25 protein-coding genes are annotated in these 24890 nt (G+C 70.6%); 15 read left to right on the top strand and 10 right to left on the bottom strand.

The window, feature by feature from the left end:
- Nucleotides 1–40: 40 nt before the first annotated feature.
- From NMN56_RS13165 to NMN56_RS13185, 5 genes are all read right to left on the bottom strand, one after another.
- A complete protein-coding gene (locus NMN56_RS13165; RefSeq protein WP_274041103.1) occupies nucleotides 41–472 on the bottom strand; it encodes a lasso peptide biosynthesis B2 protein in 432 nt (143 codons plus the stop codon).
- Nucleotides 469–810, bottom strand: a complete 342-nt coding sequence (locus tag NMN56_RS13170) for a lasso peptide biosynthesis PqqD family chaperone (protein ID WP_274041104.1) — start codon at nucleotides 808–810, stop codon at nucleotides 469–471. The genes NMN56_RS13165 and NMN56_RS13170 overlap by 4 nt, the downstream gene beginning before the upstream one ends.
- 14 nt (nucleotides 811–824) lie before the next feature.
- Nucleotides 825–2705, bottom strand: a complete 1881-nt coding sequence (locus tag NMN56_RS13175; protein WP_274041105.1) for an asparagine synthase-related protein — start codon at nucleotides 2703–2705, stop codon at nucleotides 825–827.
- A gap of 55 nt (nucleotides 2706–2760) precedes the next feature.
- The gene (locus NMN56_RS13180; RefSeq protein ID WP_274041106.1) at nucleotides 2761–2964 is read right to left on the bottom strand and encodes a lasso RiPP family leader peptide-containing protein; all 204 of its coding nucleotides are present in this window, start codon (nucleotides 2962–2964) and stop codon (nucleotides 2761–2763) included.
- A 310-nt stretch (nucleotides 2965–3274) separates the two neighbouring features.
- Nucleotides 3275–3946, bottom strand: a complete 672-nt coding sequence (locus tag NMN56_RS13185) for an enoyl-CoA hydratase-related protein (RefSeq protein ID WP_274041524.1) — start codon at nucleotides 3944–3946, stop codon at nucleotides 3275–3277.
- Between the two features lie 690 nt (nucleotides 3947–4636).
- On the opposite strand from NMN56_RS13185, the gene NMN56_RS13190 reads away from it, so the two are divergent.
- The 6 genes from NMN56_RS13190 (at nucleotide 4637) to NMN56_RS13215 (ending at nucleotide 10190) form a co-directional block, all read left to right on the top strand.
- A complete protein-coding gene (locus NMN56_RS13190) occupies nucleotides 4637–4843 on the top strand; it encodes a hypothetical protein (RefSeq protein WP_274041107.1) in 207 nt (68 codons plus the stop codon).
- Between the two features lie 462 nt (nucleotides 4844–5305).
- Nucleotides 5306–5476 (top strand): hypothetical protein, encoded by a 171-nt coding sequence (locus tag NMN56_RS13195; RefSeq protein WP_274041108.1) that lies wholly within the window; start codon nucleotides 5306–5308, stop codon nucleotides 5474–5476.
- 812 nt (nucleotides 5477–6288) lie between these two features.
- The gene (locus tag NMN56_RS13200) at nucleotides 6289–7125 is read left to right on the top strand and encodes an alpha/beta fold hydrolase (RefSeq protein ID WP_274041109.1); all 837 of its coding nucleotides are present in this window, start codon (nucleotides 6289–6291) and stop codon (nucleotides 7123–7125) included.
- 83 nt (nucleotides 7126–7208) lie between these two features.
- Nucleotides 7209–7796 (top strand): TetR/AcrR family transcriptional regulator, encoded by a 588-nt coding sequence (locus tag NMN56_RS13205; protein ID WP_274041110.1) that lies wholly within the window; start codon nucleotides 7209–7211, stop codon nucleotides 7794–7796.
- 92 nt (nucleotides 7797–7888) lie between these two features.
- Nucleotides 7889–8587 (top strand): type 1 glutamine amidotransferase domain-containing protein, encoded by a 699-nt coding sequence (locus NMN56_RS13210; RefSeq protein WP_274041111.1) that lies wholly within the window; start codon nucleotides 7889–7891, stop codon nucleotides 8585–8587.
- Between the two features lie 172 nt (nucleotides 8588–8759).
- A complete protein-coding gene (locus NMN56_RS13215; RefSeq protein WP_274041112.1) occupies nucleotides 8760–10190 on the top strand; it encodes an amidase in 1431 nt (476 codons plus the stop codon).
- A 61-nt stretch (nucleotides 10191–10251) separates the two neighbouring features.
- Here NMN56_RS13215 and NMN56_RS13220 read toward each other — a convergent pair whose 3' ends face one another.
- Nucleotides 10252–10986, bottom strand: coding sequence for an SDR family NAD(P)-dependent oxidoreductase (locus tag NMN56_RS13220; RefSeq protein WP_274041113.1), 735 nt, complete (start codon nucleotides 10984–10986; stop codon nucleotides 10252–10254).
- Between the two features lie 147 nt (nucleotides 10987–11133).
- Here NMN56_RS13220 and NMN56_RS13225 point away from each other — a divergent pair, with 147 nt between their 5' ends.
- From NMN56_RS13225 to NMN56_RS13240, 4 genes are all read left to right on the top strand, one after another.
- A complete protein-coding gene (locus NMN56_RS13225) occupies nucleotides 11134–11766 on the top strand; it encodes a TetR/AcrR family transcriptional regulator (RefSeq protein ID WP_274041114.1) in 633 nt (210 codons plus the stop codon).
- A 576-nt stretch (nucleotides 11767–12342) separates the two neighbouring features.
- Nucleotides 12343–13107, top strand: a complete 765-nt coding sequence (locus NMN56_RS13230; protein WP_274041115.1) for an MFS transporter — start codon at nucleotides 12343–12345, stop codon at nucleotides 13105–13107.
- Nucleotides 13041–13535, top strand: a complete 495-nt coding sequence (locus NMN56_RS13235) for a hypothetical protein (protein WP_274041116.1) — start codon at nucleotides 13041–13043, stop codon at nucleotides 13533–13535. The genes NMN56_RS13230 and NMN56_RS13235 overlap by 67 nt, the downstream gene beginning before the upstream one ends.
- Before the next feature lie 747 nt (nucleotides 13536–14282).
- On the top strand, nucleotides 14283–15146 hold the full coding sequence (locus tag NMN56_RS13240; RefSeq protein WP_274041118.1) for a lamin tail domain-containing protein: 864 nt from the start codon (nucleotides 14283–14285) through the stop codon (nucleotides 15144–15146).
- A gap of 203 nt (nucleotides 15147–15349) precedes the next feature.
- On the opposite strand, the gene NMN56_RS13245 is transcribed toward NMN56_RS13240, so the two are convergent.
- Nucleotides 15350–16426 (bottom strand): LysR family transcriptional regulator, encoded by a 1077-nt coding sequence (locus NMN56_RS13245; RefSeq protein ID WP_347178590.1) that lies wholly within the window; start codon nucleotides 16424–16426, stop codon nucleotides 15350–15352.
- A 369-nt stretch (nucleotides 16427–16795) separates the two neighbouring features.
- Between NMN56_RS13245 and NMN56_RS13250 the strand changes: the two genes are divergently transcribed.
- Together NMN56_RS13250 and NMN56_RS13255 are read left to right on the top strand one after the other, a co-directional pair.
- Entirely contained in the window at nucleotides 16796–17599 is an 804-nt protein-coding gene (locus tag NMN56_RS13250) for an ABC transporter ATP-binding protein (protein WP_274041120.1), read from the top strand.
- 71 nt (nucleotides 17600–17670) lie between these two features.
- A complete protein-coding gene (locus tag NMN56_RS13255; protein ID WP_274041121.1) occupies nucleotides 17671–18849 on the top strand; it encodes a questin oxidase family protein in 1179 nt (392 codons plus the stop codon).
- Between the two features lie 113 nt (nucleotides 18850–18962).
- Here NMN56_RS13255 and NMN56_RS13260 read toward each other — a convergent pair whose 3' ends face one another.
- Nucleotides 18963–19475 carry an O-acetyl-ADP-ribose deacetylase gene (locus NMN56_RS13260; RefSeq protein WP_274041122.1) on the bottom strand — a complete coding sequence of 171 codons (513 nt, stop codon included), beginning with the start codon at nucleotides 19473–19475 and terminating at the stop codon, nucleotides 18963–18965.
- A 122-nt stretch (nucleotides 19476–19597) separates the two neighbouring features.
- Between NMN56_RS13260 and NMN56_RS13265 the strand changes: the two genes are divergently transcribed.
- Both NMN56_RS13265 and NMN56_RS13270 read left to right on the top strand, forming a co-directional pair.
- Nucleotides 19598–20899 carry an exo-beta-N-acetylmuramidase NamZ family protein gene (locus NMN56_RS13265; protein ID WP_274041123.1) on the top strand — a complete coding sequence of 434 codons (1302 nt, stop codon included), beginning with the start codon at nucleotides 19598–19600 and terminating at the stop codon, nucleotides 20897–20899.
- A 122-nt stretch (nucleotides 20900–21021) separates the two neighbouring features.
- A complete protein-coding gene (locus NMN56_RS13270) occupies nucleotides 21022–21393 on the top strand; it encodes a VOC family protein (RefSeq protein WP_274041124.1) in 372 nt (123 codons plus the stop codon).
- A 110-nt stretch (nucleotides 21394–21503) separates the two neighbouring features.
- Here NMN56_RS13270 and NMN56_RS13275 read toward each other — a convergent pair whose 3' ends face one another.
- The gene (locus NMN56_RS13275) at nucleotides 21504–22199 is read right to left on the bottom strand and encodes a nuclease-related domain-containing protein (RefSeq protein ID WP_274041125.1); all 696 of its coding nucleotides are present in this window, start codon (nucleotides 22197–22199) and stop codon (nucleotides 21504–21506) included.
- A gap of 274 nt (nucleotides 22200–22473) precedes the next feature.
- Nucleotides 22474–24291 (bottom strand): ABC transporter ATP-binding protein, encoded by a 1818-nt coding sequence (locus tag NMN56_RS13280; protein ID WP_274041126.1) that lies wholly within the window; start codon nucleotides 24289–24291, stop codon nucleotides 22474–22476.
- 115 nt (nucleotides 24292–24406) lie between these two features.
- On the opposite strand from NMN56_RS13280, the gene NMN56_RS13285 reads away from it, so the two are divergent.
- Nucleotides 24407–24856 carry a MarR family winged helix-turn-helix transcriptional regulator gene (locus NMN56_RS13285; RefSeq protein WP_274041127.1) on the top strand — a complete coding sequence of 150 codons (450 nt, stop codon included), beginning with the start codon at nucleotides 24407–24409 and terminating at the stop codon, nucleotides 24854–24856.
- The last annotated feature ends 34 nt before the right edge of the window (nucleotides 24857–24890 follow it).

Here is a 24890-nt window from a genome sequence, read left to right on the forward strand (position 1 = left end):
GCGTGGTCGGAGCCTGAACACTTCCCGGGTACGGCACCGCTCACGGCCTGGTCCGCGGGGCGCGGGGTCCGACAGTCATGATGGCCCGGTAGTGGTCTGCCGGATACGGCTCGTCCACAGGCCGCCCTTCGGCCTCCACCCAGGCATGTGCGGCGAACGGCTGGGTGCGCACTCCGGTGCACCAGATGGGCCAGCTGCCACGCATCCGGCACAGCAGCGCGGTGGCGAGGGAACGTTGCAGACACCCTTCACCCGCGCAGGACACGCTGAGCGCGACCACACCCGCACGGGCCCGGCGTACCTCGGCGAACGTAGCGGTGCGGGCACCGCGGCTGACCCAGGTGAGCACGGCGCGGATGCGGCGCGGCGGCTGCTTCGCCAGCAGCCAGGCGAGGGTGATGGCGACCCGGATCGGCGGCCTGCGCCAGAGAGCGGGCCTGGTCCCCGTGGGCAGCGCGGTGTTGACGCTCATGCCGCGCCTCCCCGGATCGCGCGGGCGTTCTGCCCGTGGCCGGCAGCGGCGGTGCCCGTCTCGTGCGCCGCTTCCGCAACGGCCTGGACCAGCCCTTGCCGCGTAAGGCACGTCACGAAAGCGGCGATGTCCGCGCCGGCGCGCTCGGCGTCGGCGTCCGTCGTCCCTTCGGAGAGGCGCCGGGCGAGTTCCTGGGGACGGGCACCGTCCAGCAGAGCTGTCAGTACGGTCGCCCCTGTGCCGTTGAGTTCGAAGTACCTGCCCGTCGTCTCGTCCAGCAGGGCCATGCCGTTGTCGGTGACGGCGGTGGAGACGTGCGGCTTCAGTCGTACGGTCACGCGTATTCCTCGGTCTAGGACAGGTCGGTGGACAGTGGCTCCGGGACGCAGTGCAGCAACCAGTGTTCGCAGGCGAGGGTGTCCTCCAGGGCTGTGGAGGTGTGCGGCGCCGGAACGAGCAACGCGCGGCGCAGGGCGGCCGGTTCGATCAGCCCGCGCGCGGCCAGTTCTGACCGGTCCACGAGGGCGGCAAGTGCGCCGCGGTGGGCGCGGAGGCCGTCGTAGAAGTCGGTGTCCGTGCTCCCCTTGGTCGTCCTGGCCAACAGTTCACCCGGAACGGTGCTTCGCATGGCGGTGGTGAGCAGCTGTTTGTAGGCGTACGGGGTGCCGCGGTGACTCGGGCGCACCGCCAGGCACGCTTCGACCACCCGGTCGTCCAGGAACGGCAGAGCGACCCATGGGGTGTGCAGTTCCTGGCGCATGAGCCGGTAGATCTGCGCTGCCGAGCGGACGCGATGCAGGCTGTGATGCTGTCCCCGGTCGGCGCTGAGCGGCTGGTTGCTGTCAGCGGCTTCGTTCAGCAGGCCGGCGACGAGGGTTTCGGCCTCCGGTCCTGCCCAGGGCGGCAACCGCACGGGCTCTCCCCAGCCGAACGGCGCGCTGGCCCGTTCCGGGGCCCGCAGCAGCCGGGCCTCGTCGGCGAGCCACCTCCCGTACGGTCGGCTGTCGGTGAGAGCCCGCAGCGTGGAGCCGAGTGACCAGTGCCGGCGCGCGCGATGGCCGCGCATGTGCCGCACGGCCTGGGCCGGTTGGCGGCGCACAAGGCCGTGCAGGTAGCCGGGGGTGGCCTGGAGCACTTCGTCTCCGCCATGCCCCGCCAGGTGCAGGCTGATGCCGTGCCGGGTGTACTCGGCTGCGCCGGCGTCCAGGACGGCCCTGCCGCGCAGCAATGGAGAGGGTGCGTCGGTCGGGGACGGAGCGGAGCCGGCGGCGGCGTACTGGGCGGGCACGTGGCCGCCCGCCAGGAAGAGCGACGGCCCCTCCGTGCCGACGGAGGGCAGGAGTTGCCGGGCGCGAGCGGCCCAGAGGGGATCGTCATTGGCGGCGTCGGTGTACTGGACGGTCAACGTCGCGAGGGGGCAGGACGGGGCGGCGAGAAAGGCGAGGGACGTGGAATCGAGGCCACCGGACAGGTCACAGCCAAGAGTGCGTTCCTGGTATCTCTCGGCGCGCACGCGGTCGTCGACCGCCGCGGAGAGCGCTTCGGCCACCGTGAGTGACCCCTGCTTCAAAGGGGCTTCGGCTGCCGGTAGTTGCCACCAGGAACGCAGACGCTGATCACCCTGGTGATCGACGGTGACAGCGCTGCCGCTCGGCACCGCCTCGATCCCTGTCCAGCACGACAGCTCGTCCAACGGGGAAGGGGGCCCTGCCACGAGCAACTGCGCGGCCAGTGCCCGCGTTTCCACAGAGGCCCCGGTGAGGCGCGCCAGCACATCGGCACGGTCGGCGAGGACGGTCACGCCGTGATGCCGGGCCCGGTAAAGCCTGCGCAGCCCCGACGCGGTTCCCTGTGCCCGGCTCTTGCCGTGCGCGGAGAGCACCATATGGCAGCTGCCGCGCGCCGAAGCGGCAAGCGCATCGAGGTCGTTGAGGTCCGGCAGGTCACGGATCCGTCCGAGAGCTGACAGCAGCGGTGCCGAGTCGTCTTCCCGGGCGTCTGTGCCCCTGGCGCGCATGGCCCCAGGGGCACAGACGTTGACCTCCGCTGTCCGGCCCAGAACCGCGAGCCGCACGGCACCTTCCGTGTGGATCCGCACCCAGGTGGCCGGAAGCCGGCCCGCGAGCCATGGGCGGCCCGAGGCATGGTCGGCGATCAGCACACCGCTGCCCCCCAGTTCCTCCAGGATCGGCCGGGACACAGGGCAGTCCGGCAGGGCGACGAACCAGTACACGGCGTCCTCACGAAGGGTGGATGGTGCGGGCGGTCAGGTCAGCGCGGAGCGCCTCTCACAGGAAGCGGCCGACCCCGGCTTCCCTGTACTTGCCGCTGCCGCCATGAGTCACCTCGGCGAAGGCACCGGCCTCCGCCACGATCGGCGGCTCGTACGACCTGGTCACCGGCTCCGCTACCGTCTCCTCCACGCGGGCTTTCTCGTCCTCGTGCTGCATCTCTGCCTCCAGCAGGTAAGGGGTGACACCGTGAGCACTCACTCTCGGCAGTCAAATAAGTACCTGCTGATATCACCGGCACACCGCACCAACGAGTGGTTTCCCTACGCCGGGACAGCAACCGCGCGAACTACGGTGCCGCGCCCGCCTGTGGGTTGAGACGGCACCCACTCCGCCCTGCTTCCCCCTCGGACCGAACAGCCGTTTGTCCGGTCGCCGACAGCCCTCGTCACGGTGACGCTCCGCGCGACGGCAGCCGGGCGCTGATCGCTGCGTCGGGCAGTTGGGGCGACCGCCCGTGCCCGGCATGAAGGCGCCCGGGGCACGGGGTTGGCGTGTCGGTGGTGGCTGGTCAGCCGAGTGGGTTGGTGACGTCGCGCAGCGTGGCCAGGGCCGGGGCGTACATGCGGGCCTTGATCGTGCCGGCGGTGTCGCCGGCCTTGTTCACCTGAGCCTGGGCGATCTCCCTCGCGGTGGAGCGCACGGCGTCCTCGGTGACCGCCTGGTCGACGATGCCGGCTGCCGCGGCGTCGACACCGCCGTAGCGGCGAGCGGTGACCATGGCCTCGTGCGCGGTCCGCGGCGCCAGCCGGGACTGGATGAGGGCGGACATGCCGGGGGTGAAGGGGATGTTGATGTCCGCTTCGGGCAGGCACCAGTAGCCGCGGTCGGCACGCATGACGCGGAAGTCGTGGGCGAGGGAGAACATCGCGCCCGCGGCGAAGGTATGCCCCTGCAGTGCGGCCACCGTGATGACCGGCAGCGACAGCATCCGCGCCAACAGCTCGTGGACGGTGACGACATAGTCCTGGTGCTGGTCGGCGTGGGCGAACAGCCAGTCCAGGTCGAGCCCGTTGGAGTAGAACTTGCCGGTGGCGGCCGTGACCAGGGCGCGGGGCCCTTCCGCCTTCTCCACCTCATCGAGCGCGGAGCCAACGGCAGTGAGCCAGTCGGGGTGGAAGCGGTTCTCTCCGTCTCCGAGGTCGAGGACGAAGACGTTGTCCTGACGGTCGAGCGAGGGCATGGTGACTCCTTCAAGCTGGGTGGGCACAACGGCTGCAAGACGGCTGCCGGTTACGGCCAGGCCCGGGGTTGGCCCCGAGTGGTTGTGCGGGGCGTAGTACGGGAGTGGTTCGTGGGTCTCGGCGGCCACCGCCACGGTCGGGCGGCGTCGCGAAGGCGGCTCTCCGCGAACCGCCGGTCGCGCCACAGCGCCGAAGAACGCGTCGATGGCCTCCCTCGGTTCATCGGCCTGCGTAACGGCGTCGAGCAGGCCGCGGCGGCGGTCCCCATCAGCACCGCCGCTGCGTGGCGGAGTGCGTCCGCCCGCCGGAACGGCGGTGGCACGGGGCCGCGCAGGGCTACGTCGTGGGCGAGGAACCGGGGGACTTCGGACGCGCTCGCTCCGTACTGACGCGGCAGCACGCAGGAGCACCGGTCACGGCTGTCGCTGTTGCGCGGACTCACTCGCCCACCCCTTCCCGACGGCGACGCGGCCCGCGATCGGACTACCTGCCAGTAACTTATGAGGTGCGGCAGAGGACACGCAAGAGGGGCAACTGAAGGGAATCCCCTGCGTGCCCGGCTCGCATCGCGGGGCCGGTGCGGCGGTTGAACCCACATCACAACGCCGACGCCCACACGGTTCACGCCGCAGGCCCGTACGCGGCAGGGGCCGCTGTGGCAAGCCGAACCGCCTTGACGCCGCCAAGAGATGACCAGGCCGCGTGTGGTCGTACGGCCGGAGCGGGCTTCGCCATCGGCGTCACCCTCCCCGCCGACAGCGGCTACGCCGGCCCGCAAGCGGAAGCACCGCCGCGCCGCGAGGGCCGTCCGCATGGAGGCCGGCGCCGCACCGGCCGCCGTCACCGGCGTCCGGCTGCACTGGGCCGTCGAACGGCTCGTCGCCGCCCGCCGGTGACGCGAGAGGCACCGGGGCCCCGACGGTGCACGACGCCGGATACGGCGCCCCCTCGCCCACTTGCAGGGGCGGTCCGCCGACGAGGCACGTGGCCCGTCCGCACTCGGACCGGGCAACCGCACCGGACGAGGCCGCCGCGCACCGGATGGCCCGCCGCACATCCATGACCCGCCGCGCATCCACGACCCGATGGGCGGCCAACCACCCGGCCGTTACCGAACCTTCGGCCGTAGCTGTGCAGTGGGCGGAGCCGGCTCGGGCGCGGTCAGCGAGGCAATGCGGATGGGCGAATTCCTGTTGATGGCCTCGCTCGTTGAGTGATTGCTGGTCTTGTTCAGCGGCTGAGCTGCGGCAAGACAGCGTCGGTCTCCGGAGCGTTCCGCTCCGGCACGAGAAGAGGAGAACTCTGTGCGTCGCATGAGTATTGCCCTGGCCATGGCAGTGGCTGCCGGTGGGCTCAGTATGTCGGCTGTAACCGCCCAGGCCGCCCCCACCGTCACCCCCAAGGGTCCCCCGTACTCGTACGCGGCCTGCCTCAAGGCCACGGCGAAGAAGTGGAAGAGCCCGTCACACCGGAAGTGGCGCTGTGACCGGCTGGTCAAGAAGGGATTGGTCAAGCCGCCGAAGCGCTGACCTGTGCTTTCAGGGGGGCCACCTTCGTTGGTGGCCCCCCTGACCATGTAGCAGCGCCGGACCACCGACCAGCTCCCCTCAACTGCCCCCGGTCCACCCGGCTTTCGCGCGAGCGTGTGCCGCGCAGTGGGAGTCGGCACCGGTTTCGAGGTGGCGCCGCTGAAGGCAGAGCGGTCGACGACGATCTCGCCTTCCCACCTCAGAGACCCCCTCGCCCCGCGTCTCTCCACGGCGGCGGACCCTTCGGCCTTCGGCACCGCCCGGACTTGAGGCGGACGACCCGGGCATGGGCACCGCTGGAGACCCTCTCTCGCTCCGTGATCGTCGAACAGGGCCACCCGGCCTGCACGTTCAGCCCGCCGGATCGAGCAGGTCGGGCGGAGATCGCGCGGATCAAACCGGTCGGGCGGACCGAGCAGGTCGGGCGGATCGAGCAGGTCGGGCGGATCGAGCCGGTGGCGGGCCCGGTCCCACCGGCACACCGCCTTCCGCTCCCCCATCGGCGACGGCACACGGGATCATCTGTGCGATGCCCTCGCCGGCCACGGCAGCACACGGCAGCCTCGATACCGATGCGTTCCCCCAAGTCCCCTGCTCCCGCGCGTAGTTGGCCGGCCGTCCGCCTCCCCGCAGGCGTGGCGACCAGCTCCCTCCGACAGCCGCGAGGGGGCTCCCCCGCCACCGAACCGGTTCCGCTGTGCCGGCCTGAGCGAATGCCGGGCCGCTTCAGCTGGTTGACGGTCGAGTAGACCAGTCGTATAGTCATGGACATCGGAACGGCACACCGCCAACTCCCCGGAAGGACCAGGACCATGGGACGCATCAAGGCCGGCACGGAGAACAGCACCGACATCGAACTGCACTACGAGGACAAGGGGACAGGACAGCCGGTCGTCCTGATCCACGGCTACCCGCTGGACGGCAACTCCTGGGAGGGCCAGATCCCGGCCCTCCTCGACGCGGGCCACCGGGTGATCACCTACGACCGGCGCGGCTTCGGCAAGTCCAGCCAGCCGGGCACCGGTTACGACTACGACACCTTCGCCGCCGACCTGAACACCCTCATGGAAACCCTGGACCTGCACGACACGGTCCTGGCCGGCTTCTCCATGGGAACCGGCGAGGTCGCCCGCTACCTGTCCACATACGGCTCAGCCCGGGTCACCAAGGCCGTCTTCCTCGCCTCACTGGAGCCGTACCTGGCCATCACCGACGACAACCCCGACGGCGCAGCACCCCTCTCCTTCTTCGAAGGCGTCTCCGAAGCGGTCAAGAAAGACCGCTACGCCTTCTTCACCGGCTTCTACAACGACTTCTACAACCTCGACGAGAACCTCGGCACCCGCGTCAGCGAGGAAACCGTACGCAACGCCTGGAACGTGGCAGCCGGCGCCGGACCGACCGCCTCGGCCGCCGCACCCCTGACCTGGCCCACCGACTTCCGCGCCGACATCCCCCGCATCGACGTACCCACCCTCATCGTGCACGGCACCGCCGACCGCACCCTGCCCATCGACGCCACCGCACGCCGCTTCACCAAAGCCCTGCCCACCGCCCGCTACGAGGAAATCGACGGCGCACCCCACGGCCTCCTCACCACCCACACCGCCGAAGTCAACGAAATCCTGCTGGACTTCCTCAAGAAGTGACACCCACCCACCCGGAGGGGCAGCGGACCACCACCCCGCCAACCCAGAGACGACCGGTCTAGTTGAAAGGTAGGGTGGCAGTCATGCCAGCCACCCAGAGCGACACCCGCCTGCGCATCCTCGACGCCGCCCAGCAGATCATGGCCCACAAGGGCTTCGCCGCCGTCGGCATCAACGAAGTCCTCACCGAAGCCGGCGTACCCAAAGGCTCCTTCTACCACTACTTCGGCTCCAAGGACGCCTTCGGCGAAGCCCTGCTGAACACCTACTTCGCCGAGCAAACCACCGACATGGACCGCATCTTCGCCGAGCCCGACCTGACCCCGGCCGAGCGACTGCTGAACTACCTGCACCACTGGCAAGAAAGCCAGAGCGCCGACGGCTGCCAGGGCAAATGCCTCGCGGTCAAACTCGGCGCAGAAGTCTCCGACCTCTCAGAACCCATGCGCCTCGCCCTCAAGGACGGCACCACCGCGATCATCGACCGCCTCGAACGCATCCTCCACAACGGCAGCCAGGACGGCTCACTGACCACCACCGGCGACACCCGCGCGACAGCCCAGGCCCTCTACACCATGTGGCTCGGCGCCAGCGTCATGGCCAAGATCCACCGCGAACCCACCCCCTTCGACAACACCATGGAAGCCACCCGCCAACTCCTGCACCTCTGACCCCTGGACCTAACCCCACCGCGCACGGCCCGGTACCGCCCAACCGGTGTCGCCGTCCCCCGAGACGACCGGGCTACTCAACAGGAGTCATTATGAAGGTCCTCATCGTCCTCACCTCGCACGACCAGCTCGGTAACACCGGTCGGAAGACCGGCTTCTGGCTGGAGGAACTCGCCGCCCCCTACTACCGCTTCAAGGACGCGGGCGCCGAGATCGTGCTCGCCTCCCCCGGCGGCGGGCGGGCGCCGCTGGACCCCAAGAGCAACGAGCCCAGCTTCCAGACCGACGAGACCCGCCGCTTCGAGGCCGACCCGGAAGCCACCGCAGAGCTGGCCCGTACCGTCCGCCTCGATTCCCTGTCCACCGACGACTTCGACACCGTCTTCTACTCCGGTGGGCACGGCCCGCTGTGGGACCTCGCCGAGGACCGGGCCTCGATCCGGCTCATCGAGACCACGTTGCGTGCCGGCAAGCCGCTCGCCCTGGTCTGTCACGCCCCCGGGGTCCTGCGCCACGCCACCGATCCCGACGGCGCCCCTCTTGTCCGGGGCAGGAAGGTCACCGGCTTCACCAACTCCGAGGAGGCCGCCGTCGGTCTGACCGAGGTCGTCCCCTTCCTCGTCGAGGACGAGCTGAAGCGGCTCGGCGGCGACTACTCCAAGGCGGGTGACTGGCAGCCGTACGTCCTCACCGACGGGCTGCTCATCACCGGCCAGAATCCCGCCTCCTCGGGCCATGCAGCCGATGCCCTCCTCACGCTCGTCACCGAGGCCGGTAAGACCCGCGCGTGAGCGACTGCGTGGCGGTGCGCGCACACGCGTGAGCGACCCGCCGGGCCGGATGACTGCACGGCTCCGGCACGGCGGGTCGCGCCGGTGCGGCGCCCCTTGCCCCTTCCCCGGACAGGCGTGGCCGGCCTGGATGGCCACGCGGCTCAACAGGCGTGCAGTACAAGGAGGAACGATGGTCGAGAGCGAGCTTCACCGGCGGGACGCGACCGGGCTGGCGGAGTTGATCAGCAACCGGCAGGTGTCGGCCGTCGAGGTGGCACGCGCGCACCTGGACCGGATCGAGGCCGTAGAGCCGCAGATCAACGCCACGGTGACGGTGCTCGCCGACCAGGCGCTCGCCATGGCGGAAGCGGCGGATCAGGCACTGGCCGCCGGTGCGGCTGTCGGTCCTTTTCACGGTGTGCCCTTCACGGTCAAGGACTCGCTCGATGTGGCCGGTGTGGTGAGCACACGTGGTTCGCGGCTGTTCAGGGACCATGTCGCGGATGCCGACGCGACCGCGGTGGCCCGGCTCCGGGCTGCCGGGGGCATTCCGCTGGCCAAGACGAATCTGCCGGAGTTCTCCTACTGGACCGAGACGGACAACCCGCTCGTCGGCAGGACCCGCAACCCCTGGGACGGCGAGCGGACTCCGGGCGGGTCGAGCGGCGGTGAGTCGGCCGCCATCGCCGCGGGGATGTCGCCGCTCGGGCTGGGAAGTGACGTGGCCATCTCGGTGCGGGGCCCGGCCCACAACACGGGCATCGTCGCGCTGAAGGCGACCCGGGGCCGGATTCCCGTCACCGGCCACTGGCCCGAGGTGCCCCGCCGGTACTGGCATGTGGGTCCCATGGCGCGCAGCGTGCGGGACATCGCGGCAGCGTTCGGGGTTCTCGCGGGTCCCGACGGCGCCGACGGGTACGTCCGGCACGCGCTGCCCGTCCCGCCCTCTTTTCCGGCCGCGGCCGACGGGCCCAAGCAGCTCGCCGGACTGCGGGTCGGCTGGGCCGGTGAGCCCGCCTTCGGCCCGGTGGACAGCGAGGTTGCCGCCACCGTGGCGGCTGCTGCCGATGCGCTGCGTGACCTCGGCTGCGCCGTGGAACCGGCCGCGCCCGCCGGCCTTGAGAGCGTCGACGCGACCGAACTGAGCGCGGTGCTGTTCGCCGCCGAGATCGCGCCGTACTTCAGCGAGGCCGCCGGCGGGCGCACATCGGAGCTGGGCAGCGTCGTGCGGCGGACGCTCGCCGCGCCGGAGACGGATCTGGCCGACTACGTCGCGGCGCAGCAGCAGGTCGAAGAGCTCAGCCGCATGTTCGCCGAGTACTTCACGCGCTACGACGCGCTGCTGTGCCCGGTGTGTCCGGTTCCCGCTCCGCCGCACGCCAGAAGGGAGTTCGAGGCCGGTGGTGTGACTGTCCCCGCACGCGGGATCATGCGGGCGACCGTTCCCTTCAACCTCACCGGCCTGCCCGCACTGGCCCTGCCGTTCGGGACCACGAGCGGCGGTCTGCCGGTCGGCGTGCAACTCGTCTCCCGCTGGTACGACGAAGCGACCGTCCTCCGCCTCGGGAGCGCCCTGGAAACGGCCGGTCCCGCACCCGGCCGCGGCCCCGGCCTCGGCTGACGCGGTGGCGCGGTCGTCCCCGAAGTGGGCGGCGGCGGAGGGCCGTTCGTGCCCGTCGGCGCTACGCCGCCGCCTGCGGAGTCAGTGGCTCGGGATGGAACTGCTCGACGCGGTCGCGCTTGGTGTACATGTTCCAGTAGTCCTCCGCGAGGTCGTCCGGGTCGGCTACGGGGAACTGCGGTCCGTCGGCCGACTCGAAGGCGGCCTGGGCCGCGGCGGACACCTCACTGCGGGCGATCAGGGACGCGATGGTCAGGGCGCCGACGTAGATACCCGAGTCAGCCAGCTCGGCGTTGAGGGAGTACAGGTAGTTGCGGGTGGCGGCCATCACCGGGCCCAGGCCGCTGAGGTGGGGCATCGGCTGCGCCGCCGAGTAGCCCTGGGCCAGCAGGAAGGCGCCCTCGCCGCGCTCGGTCCACTCCGGCAGCACGGCCCGGACCACCTCGACAGGGGTGAACAGCAGGATCGGAGACAGGTCCTGCAAAGTGGCCGCGTCCAGCTCGGCGGCGGGGGTGAAGCCCTGTTCGCCGCTGATCGGCCCGTACTCGACCACGTCGATCCGGCCGAAGCGGTCACGGATCGCCCCGACGAGAGCGGGCACCTCGGCCGGCTTGGAGAGATCGGCGGAGAACGCGACCGCCTCGATGCCTTCGCCGGCGAGCACCTCGACGAGGGCGTCCAGCCGGTCCTTGCGGCGGGCCACCAGCGCGACCCGGAAACCTTCGCGTCCGAAGCGGCGGGCCACGGACACACCCAGACCTGTACCGGCACCGAAAACGGCGATCACTTTGCACATGCGGCTGCTCCTTGCCGTAGCAGTATTCTTGACCCGGGGGTCAACTTCCCGCCGACGGTAACACCTAAGGTGACCCAAGGGTCAACTTAGGCTGCCGGGGAATGCGACGATGGGGGCCGCAATGCCACGACCAGGAGGAACGACCGGATGCGGGCCGACGCGCAACGGAACGCGGAGAAACTGCGGGCAGCCGCCGCCGAGCTCTTCCAGGAGCGCGGCCTCAAGGTGCCCCTGAAGGAGATCGCCCGCCGGGCCGGTGTGAGCCACGGCACGCTCTACAACCTCTTCGGCACCCGCGAGGCGCTCATCGACGAAGTGGTGACCGGGCTGGCAGCCGACCGTCTCGACGAGGCCGCCGAGCACGCGCTGTCCTTCGAGAAGGCCGGGGAGGGGTTCGCGTACTACATCGAGAAGGTCTGTGAACTGCAGGCCACGGATCCCGCGGTCGCCGACGTCGTCAGCGGACGCTTTCCGGCTGCCGAGTGCCTGATGGCCATCTGCGGCCGGACGCAGAACGCCGCCACACGGATCATCGAGCGGGCCCAGCAGGCCGGTGCCATCCGCCAGGACTTCACCGGCGAGGACCTCCTGGTCTTCTTCGGCACCAATGCTCTGCTCGCTCGCGCGGTCGCTGACACCGCGCCCGACGCCTGGCGGCGCCAGGTCGCCTTCCTGCTCGAAGGACTCCACACGGAACCAGCGCAAGCCCCGCTCTCCGTCGCCCCGTTGACCCCGCAGCAGATGTACGACGTGATGGGCAAGCTCGCCGGCACGCCGTAACGGGTCGGGCGGACGCCCCTTGTCTTCACCGGGGCGTCGACCCGGGGACCGAGTGGCTGACGGTCGAGCAGATCGCCCGCCTGATCGACGCGACCCGGTACGCGCGGGACCGCTTCCTGGTGCTCCTGCTGCGGTGCACCGGCATGAGGATCGGCGAGCCGCTCGGGCGGGCGATGACGTACTCCGGGGTCAAGGGGGCTGTTCGACCGGCTCGCCCGGCGCGCGGACCTGACGGCGCGAGACCAGCGGTCGCAGGGGAAATCGGCGCCCTCTCTGGCGCAGACTTCCGAGAACAAATCGCTGGGGATGAACCCGAGAACATCCCCTCAGCGCCCCAGCCACGGTATGAACAACCCCTGGTCCCGCAGGGGGGCTTGCGGCACATGGTCTGCCTCTGCCCCGGCGAGCTGACCCGACAGCGCATCCTCGCCGCCGCCGGCCGGGCCGTCACAACGGGCCGCCCGGGGCCGGACTCACGCAGGACGAGAAGCGGCGCCACCGCTGACGGGATTTCGGCGATGTCTGTGGCTGAGGGTGGCATGGACTTAGGTTGGGGGTGCTGACGCTGTCTGATGAATGGCCGATGACGGTAGAAAGCGTTCCTCGATCTGGCACAGTCGCGAATTTCTGCTGTTATGGGGCAGCCAGACGGTCAGCGAGATGGGGACGCACATCACCATTCTCGCTCTGCCGTTGGTCACCGTCGTGTTGTTGGAAGCCTCCGCCTTCCAGGTCGGCCTATTGGCGGCGGCGGAGACAAGTGCGTTTCTCCTGGTGGCGCTGCCGGCCGGGGCCATAGTGGACCGGATCGCCAAGCGCCGGCTGATGATCGGGGGCGACCTCGCGCTGTTCGTGGTGATCGGCTCGGTGCCGCTGGCACACGCCGTCGGAGCGCTGACGCTCGCTCAACTCTATGTTGTCGCACTGGTCTCCAGCGTGCTCTCCGTATTCTTCTCAGTCGCCTACCAGGCATATCTGCCGGCGGTCCTTCCCCGCGACCAGCTCATGGACGGCAACGGCAAGCTCGCCGCCTCCCGGTCGGTCGCGCAGATCGCCGGGCCCAGTACGGGCGCGGGGCTGGTGACGCTGGTGGGCGCCGCGGGGGCGATGGCCGCCGACGCGATTCCTTCGCGTTGTCGGCGGGCTCGTTGTCGGCGATCCGTACCCGTGAGCCGCGCCGTCCCCGACCGAAAGCCGACCAGCGTCCCACGCTGCGGTCGCAGATCCGTGAGGGCCTCGATTACATCTTCCGCGATCCGATCCTGCGCAACTCGGTGGCGTTCAACGGCACCGCCAACTTCTTCGTCATCATGGTGGAGACCCTCGGCACTCTTTCCCTGATCCGCACGCTGCATCTACAGCCGGGCCTGGTCGGGCTGCTGCTGGCACTGGGGGCCGTCGGTGGGGTAGCGGGCGGCGTGGCGGCAAAGTACCTCGCCCGTAAGTTCGGCTCGGCGCGGATCAGTTGGATGTCGATGACCGTGCTGTCGCTGCCCGGTCTGCTCATCCCGCTGGCCGGGCACGGTTGGTGGGTCAGCGCTGCCGCTCGCTGGATCACCTGGGGCACGCTGCCGCTCGGCGGTCTGGCCGGCGGCGGGCTCGCCACCGCCTTCGGCGTCCAGACCACGTTGTGGATCGCCGTCGCCGGCGGCTGCTGCGCGGGACTGTGGCTGTTCTTCTCACCGTTGCGCGGCATGCGCGACATCCCGTTCACAGAACCCGAGCGCGAACCCGAACCCGAACCCGAAGCCGTGGCCGAAAAGCCGTAACAGCACCCCGGTGTCGTCAGGCGTCACTACTCGGCCGGTTCTCGGTGTCACCGCAGGACGAGCAGTGGCTGGTCGTGTGTGGTGTGCAGCCGCCAGAGTTCCTGGGCCACCTCGTGCGGTTCGTGCCTGACGCCGGGGCCGACGGGGGCCGACGACCTGCCACGACGCTCCGTGCCAGTGCGCTCCCGATGTCCGACGGCGCGGTGGCGAGAACGGGCTTGATCCACCCGAGGCTCGGCCGTGGACTGAACAGCACCGCCGCGATGGGACCGAGCCGCTCGCGCAGTGCGCCGAGCGCAGCGGTGAGGGCCTTCTCGTCGGTGACGTCTGCGGACGCGGTCGCCGTGATGACGCCCTGACGCCGCGAGCGTGGCCTCGCGGCGTTCGCGCTCACCGGCCCTGAGGGCCACGTCCTGTACGTGTACTTCCCCAGCCCGGCAGCACGGACGACGAAGCGCTGCGCGGCCTCACCTGAGAAGGCCAGGCCGACGGCGCGCACACCTGTCCGGGCCGCCGGCCGGCACACGCGATGATCCGTCCCGACCAGCTTTCCTCAGTCCGGTCGACGGGGTGGCCCCGTGTGGAGGGGGCTGTGGGCTCAGCGTGGAGGGGGTGGCGTCATACACCGTTGCTCGTAACTTCTTCGGAAATAAGGGCACTTCACTTACATAGCAACGTTGGTGACTCTACGTTTGCGTTGCCCGGCTGACCTGCCGGGCCACTCGATCAGGGAGAAGGGGATCGGCGATGTCCAAAGTCGACACGTCCGGCACCTGGCCCGCCATCAGCGTGACTCCGCCCAGCCTCGAAGGGCTCAACACCGACAACGTCAAGTGGGGTGTGCCCGCCGGAGGTGCGGGGAAGAGCGGGTATCTGTTCGCCGGGGGAACGGCCGAAGTGCTGCTGGACGGTACCGAGTTCACGCTAGGCACCTTCACTCACCAGAACTTCCCGATCCAGGGGATGCCGCAGAGCGAGTTCGATGTCGACCTCGCGGTGCGCGTCCTGTTCGAGGACCAGGTTCCACACGACTTCAGCTTCCGCTTCCACCACAACGAGACGCCCAATGTCGGGCCCAGCCCCGAGGACATCGTCGACCTGCCCACCCGGGTCTCCCCGGAGACGGTGATCATCGACGGCACCGAGTACGCGGTCGTGATCACCGGGTTCAAGATGGGCGGGCAGATCGTCACCCGGTTCATCAGCCCGGAGAACGGGGCCAACAGCGCCGACCTGGTCGCCGTGCTCGCCCGCATCGGCCGTCCGGACGTGCGCATCGCGAATGTGCGGTTCAAGGGCGAGGTCAAGCGTACGCAGGCCGACGAGTACGTGGAGGTCGTCAACCGGGGCACAGCGCCCGCCGACATCTCCGGCTGGGTGCTCGGCGCCGACGACGCGGGGCAGGACTTCACCTTCCCCGCCGGCACCGTGCTGCAGCCGGGGCAGCGCATCCGGATCTACACCAACCAGAACCACCCCGAGTGGGGCGGCTTCTCCTACGGCAGCGGGCGCCCCATCTGGAACGACAAGGGCGACGCCGCCAAGCTGCGCGACACGGACGGAAACCTCGTGTCCGAGCACCGTTACGGCTCGGCAGCCGCGACGCCGTGATCAGTCACAGCACGCCCGCACCAGCCACAGCGCGGTGATCAGCCGCTGAGCCCGGGCTGTTGGTGTGTTCCCCGGCCCCGTGCGAGGGCCGGGGAACACCTCGTTCGCTCCGGGAGCGAGGACCGGCGGGCCCTCCCGGTACGCCGTCAGGAGACGGGCCTTCCTGGTACGCCGTCAGGAGGGGCCGGGCCCGCAGCAGGCGTTCAGTGTGCCGCTCCTACGCTCGGCCGGCTCGCCGAGCCGGCCAGTGACGGGCGCTTCCCGGCCGTACGCGGGTCTCCCGTGCCCGCGTACGTGCCTGCTCCCGCGTTGCGCCGCAGCAGCGCCTCCCATACGAGGCTCACCGGATGTCCCGGGCCGCCGGCTCCCGGGTCCCGGCGGCGGAAGGCGCCCACCAGGACGCGCAGGGACGGGCCCATGTCCTCGACCAGGCGCAGGGTGCGCAGACCTCTGGCCTCGGGGAGCCTGCCTTCGGCGATGGCCTCGCCTATGCCCTGGGTGACCAGCATGCTGCCGTACAGGACGCCGGAGCTGAGGAGTTCGAAGCCGTAGTGTGCCGAGTCGATCTCCGCGGCGATGCGCATCCGGCGGCGGTAGTCCGCGCCGAACCAGCCGCGCAGGAAGTCGGGGATGATGCCGTCGGCCGAGACCACCAGGGGCATGGTCGCCAGCGCGCGGACGCCGGCGGTGTCGCCGGGCAGCTGTGAGGCCGGTTCGTTGGTGACCAGCGAGAGGCCGCTGCGCCGCCACTCCATGACCTCGTAGCCCTCGAAGCGTGCCTCGTTCTCGGCGGCCCCCGCGGACGCCGAGGTGAGGACGCTGCCGCAGACCAGGTCGAGTTCACGGGAGCGGAGCTTCTCCAGCAGGCTTCCGCTGCGCACGTGCGCGATCCTCAGCTCGACGTCGTCCCGCGCGAGACGGTCGTTGACCTGCTCGACGGCGTCCAGGAGATAGCCGAGCGTGTAGCGGGTCGAGCCGACCATGAGGGTCCGGCCGCTGCGGCGTCTCGCACTGTCCAGACTTCCGCGCCACTCGTCGAGGGTGCCGCGGGCGAGCCGGGCCAGTGCCTCTCCCGTGGCGGTGAACTGGACTCGTTCGCCCCTCCCCCGTTTACGGAGCAGCGGCTCGCCGCAGTGCTCCCCCAGTTTCCGGTTCAGCGTGTCGATCTGCTTCTGGACGCTGGACTGCTCGCGCCCCAGGAGCCGGGCAGCGGCCAGCGCTGTGCCCTCCTCGTGGACGGCGAGCAGCGTGCGGAGCTGGTCCATCGTGGTGTCCAGCAAGCCAGGGGGGTAATCGACGGTGCCAGGCAGGGACATAAACCCTTCCCACTCTCCACTTCGGTCATGTTCGGACCGAGAAGCCTAACTCCCGCAAAGTTCCCGCGAGTTCAGGGCGAATGTTCTTCAGTTTCTTTACAGGAACGCCTGGTTCGTCGCAGCTCGACCATGGAAGGTGCCGGCTGCGGGCCACGGCGAGAAGGCCCCCTCGCTCCTACGGCCGGGGCCGCTCCGCTGTCCGTATCGCGGACGGTGCCGACGTCTCCCGGCAAGTGGGTGCAGCGTACAACTCATACGTAACGCCCCATGGCGGGCAGGAGCGGGCCCGCGCGGTCCGCCTGCCACGCCCGCAGTCCGTGCCGGGAGGCCCGCATGCTCACTCCGCCCCGTCAGGTCGCCGCGATCGAGGACGTCAGTGTCCGGCGTATGACCTCCGACCAGGTCATCCTCGACGGGATCGACTGGTCGGTACGGGCCGGCGAGCACTGGGCGCTGCTCGGTGCGAACGGCGCGGGCAAGACGACGCTGCTGAAGCTGCTGGGCGCGACGATGCACCCCACGACGGGGAGCGTGGAGGTGCTGGGCAACCGGCTGGGCCGGGTCGACGTACGGGAGTTGCGCGCCCACATCGGTCATGTGTCCACCTCGCAGCGGGTCCCGCAGGACGCGACGGCGCACACGGTGGTGCTGACGGGTGCGACGGGGACGGTCCAGCCGCTGTGGAAGAAGTACGACGAGGCGACCCGCGAGCAGGCGTACGCGCTGCTGTCGGAGCTTGAGTGCAAGGAGCTGGCCGACCGCCCGTTCGGTGTGTGCTCGGGCGGACAGCGTGCCCGGGTGCTGATCGCACGGGCGCTGATGCCCTCACCGTCGCTGCTGCTGCTCGACGAGCCGTTCAACGCGCTGGACCTGCCCTCGCGCGAGGACCTCATCGACGCGCTGCGCAGGCTCGCCGCTGACCGCCCCGGGCTCGCGACCGTCACGGTCACCCACCACCTGGAGGAGCTGCCGCCCAGCACCAGCCATGCGCTGCTGCTGCGGGAGGGCAGGACGCAGGCGGCCGGGCCCGTGGCCGAGGTGCTGACCGGTGAGGCGATGACGCGCTGTTTTGGGCGGCCGATCGAGGTGACCTCGCAGGAGGGCCGTTGGCTGGCACGCTCGGGCCGCAGGTCCTAGGACCGAGGAAGGCGGGAGAGCGGGACCCGCGTCCGTTACGGGCCTGCGGGCGCGGGCGTAGCGTCGGCGCCATGGACACGCGGGTGACAGGCGGGAACGGCGATACGACGGGAACTCTCGACGAGGCGCTGGTGCGGCTGCACGCGAGCGGACCCGAGCGGATGGGCTGGCTCTCCAACCATGCGCCGATGGCCGTCGAGGCACTGGTGCGGCATGGCGAGGCGCCCGCCGTGCACCGGTGGATCGACCGTTACCGCGACAAGCTGGAGGACATGCCCGGGCACGAGTCGCCCGTGACGGACGCCAACTGGCGGGAGGCGCTGGGCGATCCGCGCCGGCTGGCCGACTGGACCCGGTACTTCGCGCTGCGGATCGCGGAACACCCGTGGCGTGCGGTGCTGGCCGAGTGGTGGCCACGGCTGCTGCCGGGAATCTCGGGCGCCGCCACCCATCCGGTGATCCGGACGGGGCACGCGGTGCGCACGCTGCTGAGCGAGGGCGGTGACACGGAGCCGCGCCGGACGGAGCTGGCGCACGCGCTGGGCTACTGGGCGGCCCGCCACCACGTGCTCACCGGGATCGGGCGGCTGCCCGCGCCCACGACGGCGGGCGCGGCACTGGAGGCGGTACCCCTGGTGGCCGACCGGAGCGGCGGCATCCAGGAGAGGCTCGCCCGCATCACCGCGCTGCCCGACCGACCCGTTCGGGTCCCGTTCGGTGCGGAGGGTGCGCTTGGTGGGGAGGGTGCGCTCGGTTCGGAGGGTGTGCCCGGTTCGGAAGGCAGGTCCGGTGCGGCGAGCGGTGCGGGCCCTGCCGGTACGGAAGGCGTGTCGCCTGCCGAGGCCGCGCGTGAGGTGCTGGTGGAGCTGGTGCGGGTCGCGACCCACCGGTACGCCACCCACGCGCACGGGGAGCCCGTGATGCTCGTGCACGCGGCCACGGCGCCCAACGCCGTACTGCGGACACTGCCGGCGCTGCCCTCGGAACTGTGGGCCCCGAGCGTGGACGCGGCGTGGGCGGCGAGCGCCGCCGTCACCGCCTCCTACGGCCCCGGGGAGGGAGGGGTCGCGTCGGCGTCCGGTGGGCTCACGGCGCGGGAGGCGTTCGCGCGGGCGGCTGCGCACGGGGACGAACACGCCATCAAGCTGGCGGACACGGCGTGGGACGTGGCGCTGTGGGCGCCCGGGGATGACGCCGTCGCTGTGGCCGCGGCGCTGAGTGCGGTCGAGCTGATCGAGCCGTTGTTCTGAGCGCCCGCTGTCCTGCCGGTCCCCCTCCGAGGTGCCTGTGTGAGGCGTGCCGGTGTGCCGGTGCCGACGTGTGCCGGTGCCGGGTTGCCGACGTACCGGTGCCGGTGCGCACGTCAGAGCGCGGCGGAGAAGGTGTCGTAGGCGCGCTTGTCGAAGAGCACGAACCGCAGCTCGGCGAAGCCCTCGCCCTCTTCGCGGAGTGTGGTGACCGCGATGCGTGCGGCGTCCTCCAGCGGCCAGCGGTAGACGCCGGTGGAGATGGCGGGGAACGCGACCGTACGGGCGCCGAGTTCGCGTGCGGCGCGCAGGGATTCGCGGTGGCAGGAGGCGAGCAGTTCCGAGCGGTCCTCCTCGCGGCCCCATACCGGGCCGACGGTGTGGATGACCCAGCGTGCCGGCAGCCGGCCGGCCGTGGTGGCGACGGCCTGTCCTGTGGGGAGGCCCTTCCCGTAGTGCGAGGCGCGGAGCCTGCGGCACTCGGCGAGGATGTCGGACCCGCCCTTGCGGTGGATCGCGCCGTCGACTCCGCCGCCGCCCAGCAGCGAGGAGTTGGCGGCGTTCACGACGGCGTCGACGTCCTGTTCGGTGATGTCGCCCTGGACAAGGGTGAGGTTCGGTCCTGCCATGGCGCCCATCATCGCCCGGTGCGTGGCCGAGCGCACGCGGGTTACCCCGTGTGCGGACCCTGGTCGGCGGTGTCACCTTCGTATTAGCTTGCCCCACCAGCCCCTCGGAAGGACGGTCCGTCATGACCAGTGCACCCTCCCGTCGTTCGCTCGTGGCCGGCGGAACGGCTGCCGCGCTCGCTTCACCGCTGTTCGCGCGTACCGCTGCCGCCGCGCCGCCCGGACCGGCCGGACCGGGTGGTTCCGGGCACGGTGTCACTCCGGGGGCCGACGCGGCGGCTGCGCAGGGGTGGCGGATGCTGCGGGGCCGCGAGGTCGGTGTGGTGAGCAATCCGACGGGTGTTCTGCGGGACGCGAGCCATGTGGTGGACTCGATGGCCGCGCACGAGGAGCTGAGAATCGCCGGGGTCTTCGGGCCGGAGCACGGCTTCCGCGGCAGCGCTCAAGCGGGCGAGTCCGAGCCGGAGTTCAAGGATCCGCGTACGGGCCTGACGGTGTACGACGCGTACGGGGCCGACGCGGCGAAGATGGCGGGGCTGTTCCGCAAGTCGGGCGCCGACACGATCGTCTTCGACATCCAGGACGTGGGCGTGCGCTTCTACACCTACATCTGGACGATGTACCACGCGATGGTGGCGGCCAGGACGATCGGTGCCTCCTTCGTGGTGCTGGACCGGCCGAACCCGATCGGCCGGAGGGCGGACGGGCCGTTGCTGACACCGGAGTTCGCTTCGGGTGTCGGTCTCAAGCCGATCATCCAGCAGCACGGGATGACCGTCGGGGAGCTGGCGCGCTACTTCAACGGTGAGCTGCTGCCGCGGGAGGGCGACGGCGGCAAGGTGAAGCTGGAGGTCGTACGGGTGCGGGGCTGGGAGCCGCGTTCCACGGCGCAGGACACCGGGCTTCCCTGGGTGCCGCCCTCGCCGAACATGCCGACGGCCGACACCGCCTCGGCCTATGCGGGTACCGGGTACTTCGAGGGCACGAACCTGTCGGAGGGGCGGGGTACGACGCAGCCGTTCCAGTTCGTGGGGGCGCCCTATCTGGACTACCACTTCAGTGACCGCCTCAACGCGCTGCGGCTTCCGGGAGTGCGCTTCCGCGAGGGCTATTTCGTGCCCACCTTCAGCAAGCACGAGGGCAAGACCTGCGCGGGCGTACAGCTTCTGGTGACGGACCCGGGCCGCTACGAGGCGGTGCCGACGGCGGTGGCGATGCTGGTGGAAGCAAGGAAGTACGACGCCTTCGAATGGCGCAAGGACGCGGATCCGAAGCGTCCGTTCTGGATCGACAAGCTGTCGGGCTCCCCCCGGCTGCGGGAGATGGTCGACGCGGGCAAGGACGTACGCGAGATCACGGCCGCCTGGCGCTCGGAGGTGCGGGACTTCGAGCGGGCACGCCGCCCGTATCTGCTCTACAGGTGAGCTGCGCACTACAGGCGGGCTGCGCACTACGGGTGACGCGCTCGTCTGCGGAGCGGCTGATGTGAGCCCGTTCTGCCGCCCGCTCGGGGGCGTGCGCCGTCCGGCGGCCGTACGCTCGGCTCATGGCAGCACGATTCAAGGATCTGGCCCTGGAGGCCGCCGACCACCAGTCGCTGGCGGACTGGTGGTGCTCGGCGCTGGGGTACGTACGGCGTGAGCCACCCGCCGGGTACACGGAGCAGCCGCGGGAGTGGCCGGTGCCGATCTACGACCCGGAGGGTTCGGGTCCGCTGATCTGGCTGAACCCTGTGTCCGAGCCCAGTGAGGGCAGCAGGATGCACCTGGACGTCTTCGGTGACACGGAGGAACTCCTGGCGCTGGGGGCGAGGTTGGTGCGCAGGCGGGACAAGGAGATCGGCTGGGACATCCTGGAGGACCCGGAGGGCAACAAGTTCTGCGTCTTCGACCCCAAGCCCCGGGTCGTGCGCCGCTAGGACCTTCCGGCCGGCCCGGCCGCCTGGCGGGGACGGGGGGTGGAGGCGGGGGCCCCGCGCCTGGTCACGGATGCGCCGGGGGTATGCCTGGGGTCAGAGGATGTGCCCGGTCAGAGTCGGGTCCAGGTGCGGCGGTCGCGGGCGAGGGCGTAGACGGTCTCGATCTCGGCCGGTTTCCACACGCCACCGGTACGGCCGAGCCGGTCGGCGATCTCCCCTTCCCTGAGCACCAGCACCGTGCCGGAGGGGTCGGTGCAGGTGAGGGCGCGGGCCGCCACGAAGACGAGGACGGGCTGTGCCGTGACGGCGAATCCGCAGCGGCGTTCGAGTGCGAGCGAGGCGGCCAGGGCCTCACGCCTGGCGAGACGTACGCAGGGCACGCTGCCGCGACGCCGTCCCAGCTGGGCGGCGTCGGGCCCGACACGTACGCGGGCGCGCCTGTGGTGTTCTGTGCGGACGGTGAAGACTCCGCCGGGGCCGATGAGCAGGTGGGCGATGACCGTGTGGGAGGGCAGGGGGAGGGAGTGCAGAAGGCGCCATCCGGTGCCTGTCAGCTCTTCGAGGATGTCGCCCACGCGCTGCTGTCCCGTGAGCTGCTCGCGCCATGCGGCGGCGGCGCGGGGCCGGCGGGCCACGCGGGCGAGGGCGGTGCGCAGCGGTCCGGGGTCGCGTTCGCGGGGCTCCAGGGAGGCGAGCTTGGCGTGTACGTCCTCGCCGGGGCGGTTGGGGGCGAGATCGTCGTCGGGGTGGAGCCACAGCGGGCCACTGTCGTGGGGCCATTCGTGAGCGCTGCCGTACTTGTCCATGTCGCCACCCCCCGGTGCTCGTGCCCTTCTCCGGCGCTTCCGATGCCTCACCCAAGGATCCGTCAGAGCGGGTGCGAGGTCGAGCGCGTGACGCGGACTGCGACGGCAGTGACGTAAGTGGCATGTCCTATGGGCGCTTACCGGGTGCGAGCGCTGCCATGTGACGTGTACCGGGCCCCATGTGGTGCGCACATGTGCACCGGGGGCGGGTCCCGTGTGGTGTGTGCGTACGGGCGGGCCCCCGCGCCCGGCCGGAGTGCGGGGGCGTGCCGTGTCAGCCGACGGCGGCGTCGGCTGTCTGTGCGTCGCGGCGTACGAGCGCCGCGTACCGGCCGTCTGCGGCGAGGAGTTCGTCATGGGTGCCGCGTTCGGCTATGCGTCCCGCGTCCAGGACGACGATCTGGTCGGCGTCGCGGACGGTGGACAGGCGGTGGGCGATGGTGAGCGTGGTGCGTCCGGCGGAGAGCGCGTCGATGGCTTCCTGGACGGCGCGTTCGGTGCGGGTGTCCAGGGCGCTGGTGGCCTCGTCGAGGATGAGGACGGGCGGGTCGCGCAGGATGGTGCGGGCGAGGGCGAGGCGCTGCTTCTCGCCGCCGGAGAAGCGGTAGCCGCGTTCGCCGACGAGAGTGTCGTACCCCTGGGGCAGCGCGGCGATCTGGTCGTGGATCTGGGCCGCCCGCGCGGCTTCGCGGATCTCTTCACCTGTGGCGTCGGGGCGTGCGAAGCGCAGGTTGTCGGCGACGGTGGCGTGGAAGAGGTAGGTCTCCTGGGAGACGACGCCGATGCCCCGGGCGAGGGTGTCGAAGTCCAGGTCGCGTACGTCGGTCCCGTCGAGCGTGACGCGTCCGGCTGTCACGTCGTACAGGCGCGGCACGAGGTAGCTGAGGGTGCTCTTGCCTGATCCCGTGGCTCCTACGACGGCGAGGCTCGTTCCGGCGGGAACGGTGAGGTCGATTCCATGGAGCGTGCCGTTGGGTTCGGCGGGGTCGTAGGAGAAGTCGACGTGTTCGAAGCGGACCTCACCGCGCACGGTGGGGAGCGCTACGGGGTGGTCGGGTTCGGTGATGTCCACCGGCAGGTCGAGGTATTCGAAGATGCGCTGGAAGAGAGCGAGCGAGGTCTGCATCTCGACGCCTGTGGTGAGCAGGGAGACGGTGGGGCGCAGCAGGCCCTGCTGGAGGGTGACGAAGGCGACCAGGGTGCCGATGGAGAAGGCGGGCCCTCCGAGGTCGACGAGCATTCCGGCTGTCCAGTAGAGCAGCGCGGGGATGGCGGCCATGACGATGCCGATGGTCGACATGCGCCAGCGGCCGGCCATGTTGGAGCGGATCTCCAGGTCGACGAGGCGTTCGGACTCGGTGGCGAAGTCGCGGGTCAGAGAGTCGGAGCGGCCCATGGTGCGGCCCAGGAGGATGCCGCTGACGGAGAGCGACTCGGTGACGATGGCGGACATGGAGGCCATCTGTTTCTGCCGCTCGGTGGTGATGTGTTTGCGCTCGCGGCCGACGCGGCGGCTCACCCACACGAAGAAGGGCAGCAGGATCAGGGAGGTGATGGTCAGCCGCCAGTCCAGGGCGAGCATGGCGACGACGGTGGCGATGACGCTGGTGAGGTTGGAGACCAGCGAGGTGGCGGTCGAGGTGACGGTGGCCTGCATGCCGCCGATGTCGTTGGCGATGCGGGACTGGACCTCGCCCGTGCGGGTGCGGGTGAAGAAGGCGAGCGGCATCCGCTGCAGCTTGGCGTAGACGCCGGTACGCAGGTCGTGCATGACGCGCTGGCCGACGGTGGTGCTGATGAGGGTCTGGAGTACTCCGAAGACGCTCGTCATCACGGCTGTCGCGATCATGCCGAGCGCGAGGAGGCTGAGCAGGCCGGTGCGCTGGTCGGGGATGGCGACGTCGAGGATCTCGCGCAGCAGGAACGGGGAGGCGACGGAGACCAGGGACGAAGCGGCGACCAGCATGCCGACGAGGGAGAGGCGCCCGCGGTAGGGGCGGAAGAGGCGGAGGATCCGGCGGACCTGGGCCGGCTGTTCGGTGCTCAGATCGCCCTTGGGCGCGGGCGTCCAGCCGGTGGCGTCATGGGGCAAGGGTCTCCTCGCGGGGGTGTGGGGCGGTGCTGCCCGGTACGGTCGCAATGCTTCATGGAGCATAGTTCATCGTTACCTATACTCACAATGAACTTAGTCCTGGTAGTCTGCGGCCATGGTGCTCCACCCCGCTGACGAGTCCGCCGGAAACCTCGCTGACCAGCTACTTCGCCTCACCCGGCGGCTGAACCACGCCCACCGGCACAGCTTCGCGCCGGTCGGCGTCACCCCCGCCCAGGCCCGGACGCTGCGCACGGTCGCGCACAGTGAGGAGCCGCTGCGCATGGCGGACCTCGCCGAACGGCTGGGCGTCGTGCCCCGCCAGGTGACGAGTCTGATCGACGCGCTGGAGGAACGCGGCCTGGTGCGGCGCGCGCCGGACACGGCGAACCGCCGCGTGATCCGTATCGAGCTGACGGAGGGCGGCACGCACGCGCTCAAGGAGCTGCGGCAGGCACGCAGGACCGCCGCCGAGGAGCTGCTGGCCCCGCTCTCCGGGGACCAGCGCGAAGAGCTGAGCAGGCTGCTGACCCTGCTCGATGTGGAACACGGCCGCCCGGGCTGATGTCGGAGGCCCGAACTAGCATGTGCTTCGCACC

This window comes from Streptomyces iconiensis, from assembly GCF_028657195.3.
GTDB lineage: Bacteria > Actinomycetota > Actinomycetes > Streptomycetales > Streptomycetaceae > Streptomyces > Streptomyces iconiensis.

Coding starts and splice junctions, on each gene's coding strand:
- NMN56_RS13230 (WP_274041115.1), top strand. CDS start 12,343: ATGGCCGATGACGGTAGAAAGCGTTCCTCGATCTGGCACAGTCGCGAA.
- NMN56_RS13165 (WP_274041103.1), bottom strand. CDS start 472: ATGAGCGTCAACACCGCGCTGCCCACGGGGACCAGGCCCGCTCTCTGG.
- NMN56_RS13220 (WP_274041113.1), bottom strand. CDS start 10,986: ATGTGCAAAGTGATCGCCGTTTTCGGTGCCGGTACAGGTCTGGGTGTG.
- NMN56_RS13265 (WP_274041123.1), top strand. CDS start 19,598: ATGACCAGTGCACCCTCCCGTCGTTCGCTCGTGGCCGGCGGAACGGCT.
- NMN56_RS13185 (WP_274041524.1), bottom strand. CDS start 3,946: ATGCCCTCGCTCGACCGTCAGGACAACGTCTTCGTCCTCGACCTCGGA.
- NMN56_RS13190 (WP_274041107.1), top strand. CDS start 4,637: ATGACCAGGCCGCGTGTGGTCGTACGGCCGGAGCGGGCTTCGCCATCG.
- NMN56_RS13225 (WP_274041114.1), top strand. CDS start 11,134: ATGCGGGCCGACGCGCAACGGAACGCGGAGAAACTGCGGGCAGCCGCC.
- NMN56_RS13255 (WP_274041121.1), top strand. CDS start 17,671: ATGGACACGCGGGTGACAGGCGGGAACGGCGATACGACGGGAACTCTC.
- NMN56_RS13200 (WP_274041109.1), top strand. CDS start 6,289: ATGGGACGCATCAAGGCCGGCACGGAGAACAGCACCGACATCGAACTG.
- NMN56_RS13270 (WP_274041124.1), top strand. CDS start 21,022: ATGGCAGCACGATTCAAGGATCTGGCCCTGGAGGCCGCCGACCACCAG.
- NMN56_RS13285 (WP_274041127.1), top strand. CDS start 24,407: ATGGTGCTCCACCCCGCTGACGAGTCCGCCGGAAACCTCGCTGACCAG.
- NMN56_RS13250 (WP_274041120.1), top strand. CDS start 16,796: ATGCTCACTCCGCCCCGTCAGGTCGCCGCGATCGAGGACGTCAGTGTC.
- NMN56_RS13260 (WP_274041122.1), bottom strand. CDS start 19,475: ATGGCAGGACCGAACCTCACCCTTGTCCAGGGCGACATCACCGAACAG.
- NMN56_RS13205 (WP_274041110.1), top strand. CDS start 7,209: ATGCCAGCCACCCAGAGCGACACCCGCCTGCGCATCCTCGACGCCGCC.
- NMN56_RS13240 (WP_274041118.1), top strand. CDS start 14,283: ATGTCCAAAGTCGACACGTCCGGCACCTGGCCCGCCATCAGCGTGACT.
- NMN56_RS13210 (WP_274041111.1), top strand. CDS start 7,889: ATGAAGGTCCTCATCGTCCTCACCTCGCACGACCAGCTCGGTAACACC.
- NMN56_RS13195 (WP_274041108.1), top strand. CDS start 5,306: ATGTCGGCTGTAACCGCCCAGGCCGCCCCCACCGTCACCCCCAAGGGT.
- NMN56_RS13215 (WP_274041112.1), top strand. CDS start 8,760: ATGGTCGAGAGCGAGCTTCACCGGCGGGACGCGACCGGGCTGGCGGAG.
- NMN56_RS13275 (WP_274041125.1), bottom strand. CDS start 22,199: ATGGACAAGTACGGCAGCGCTCACGAATGGCCCCACGACAGTGGCCCG.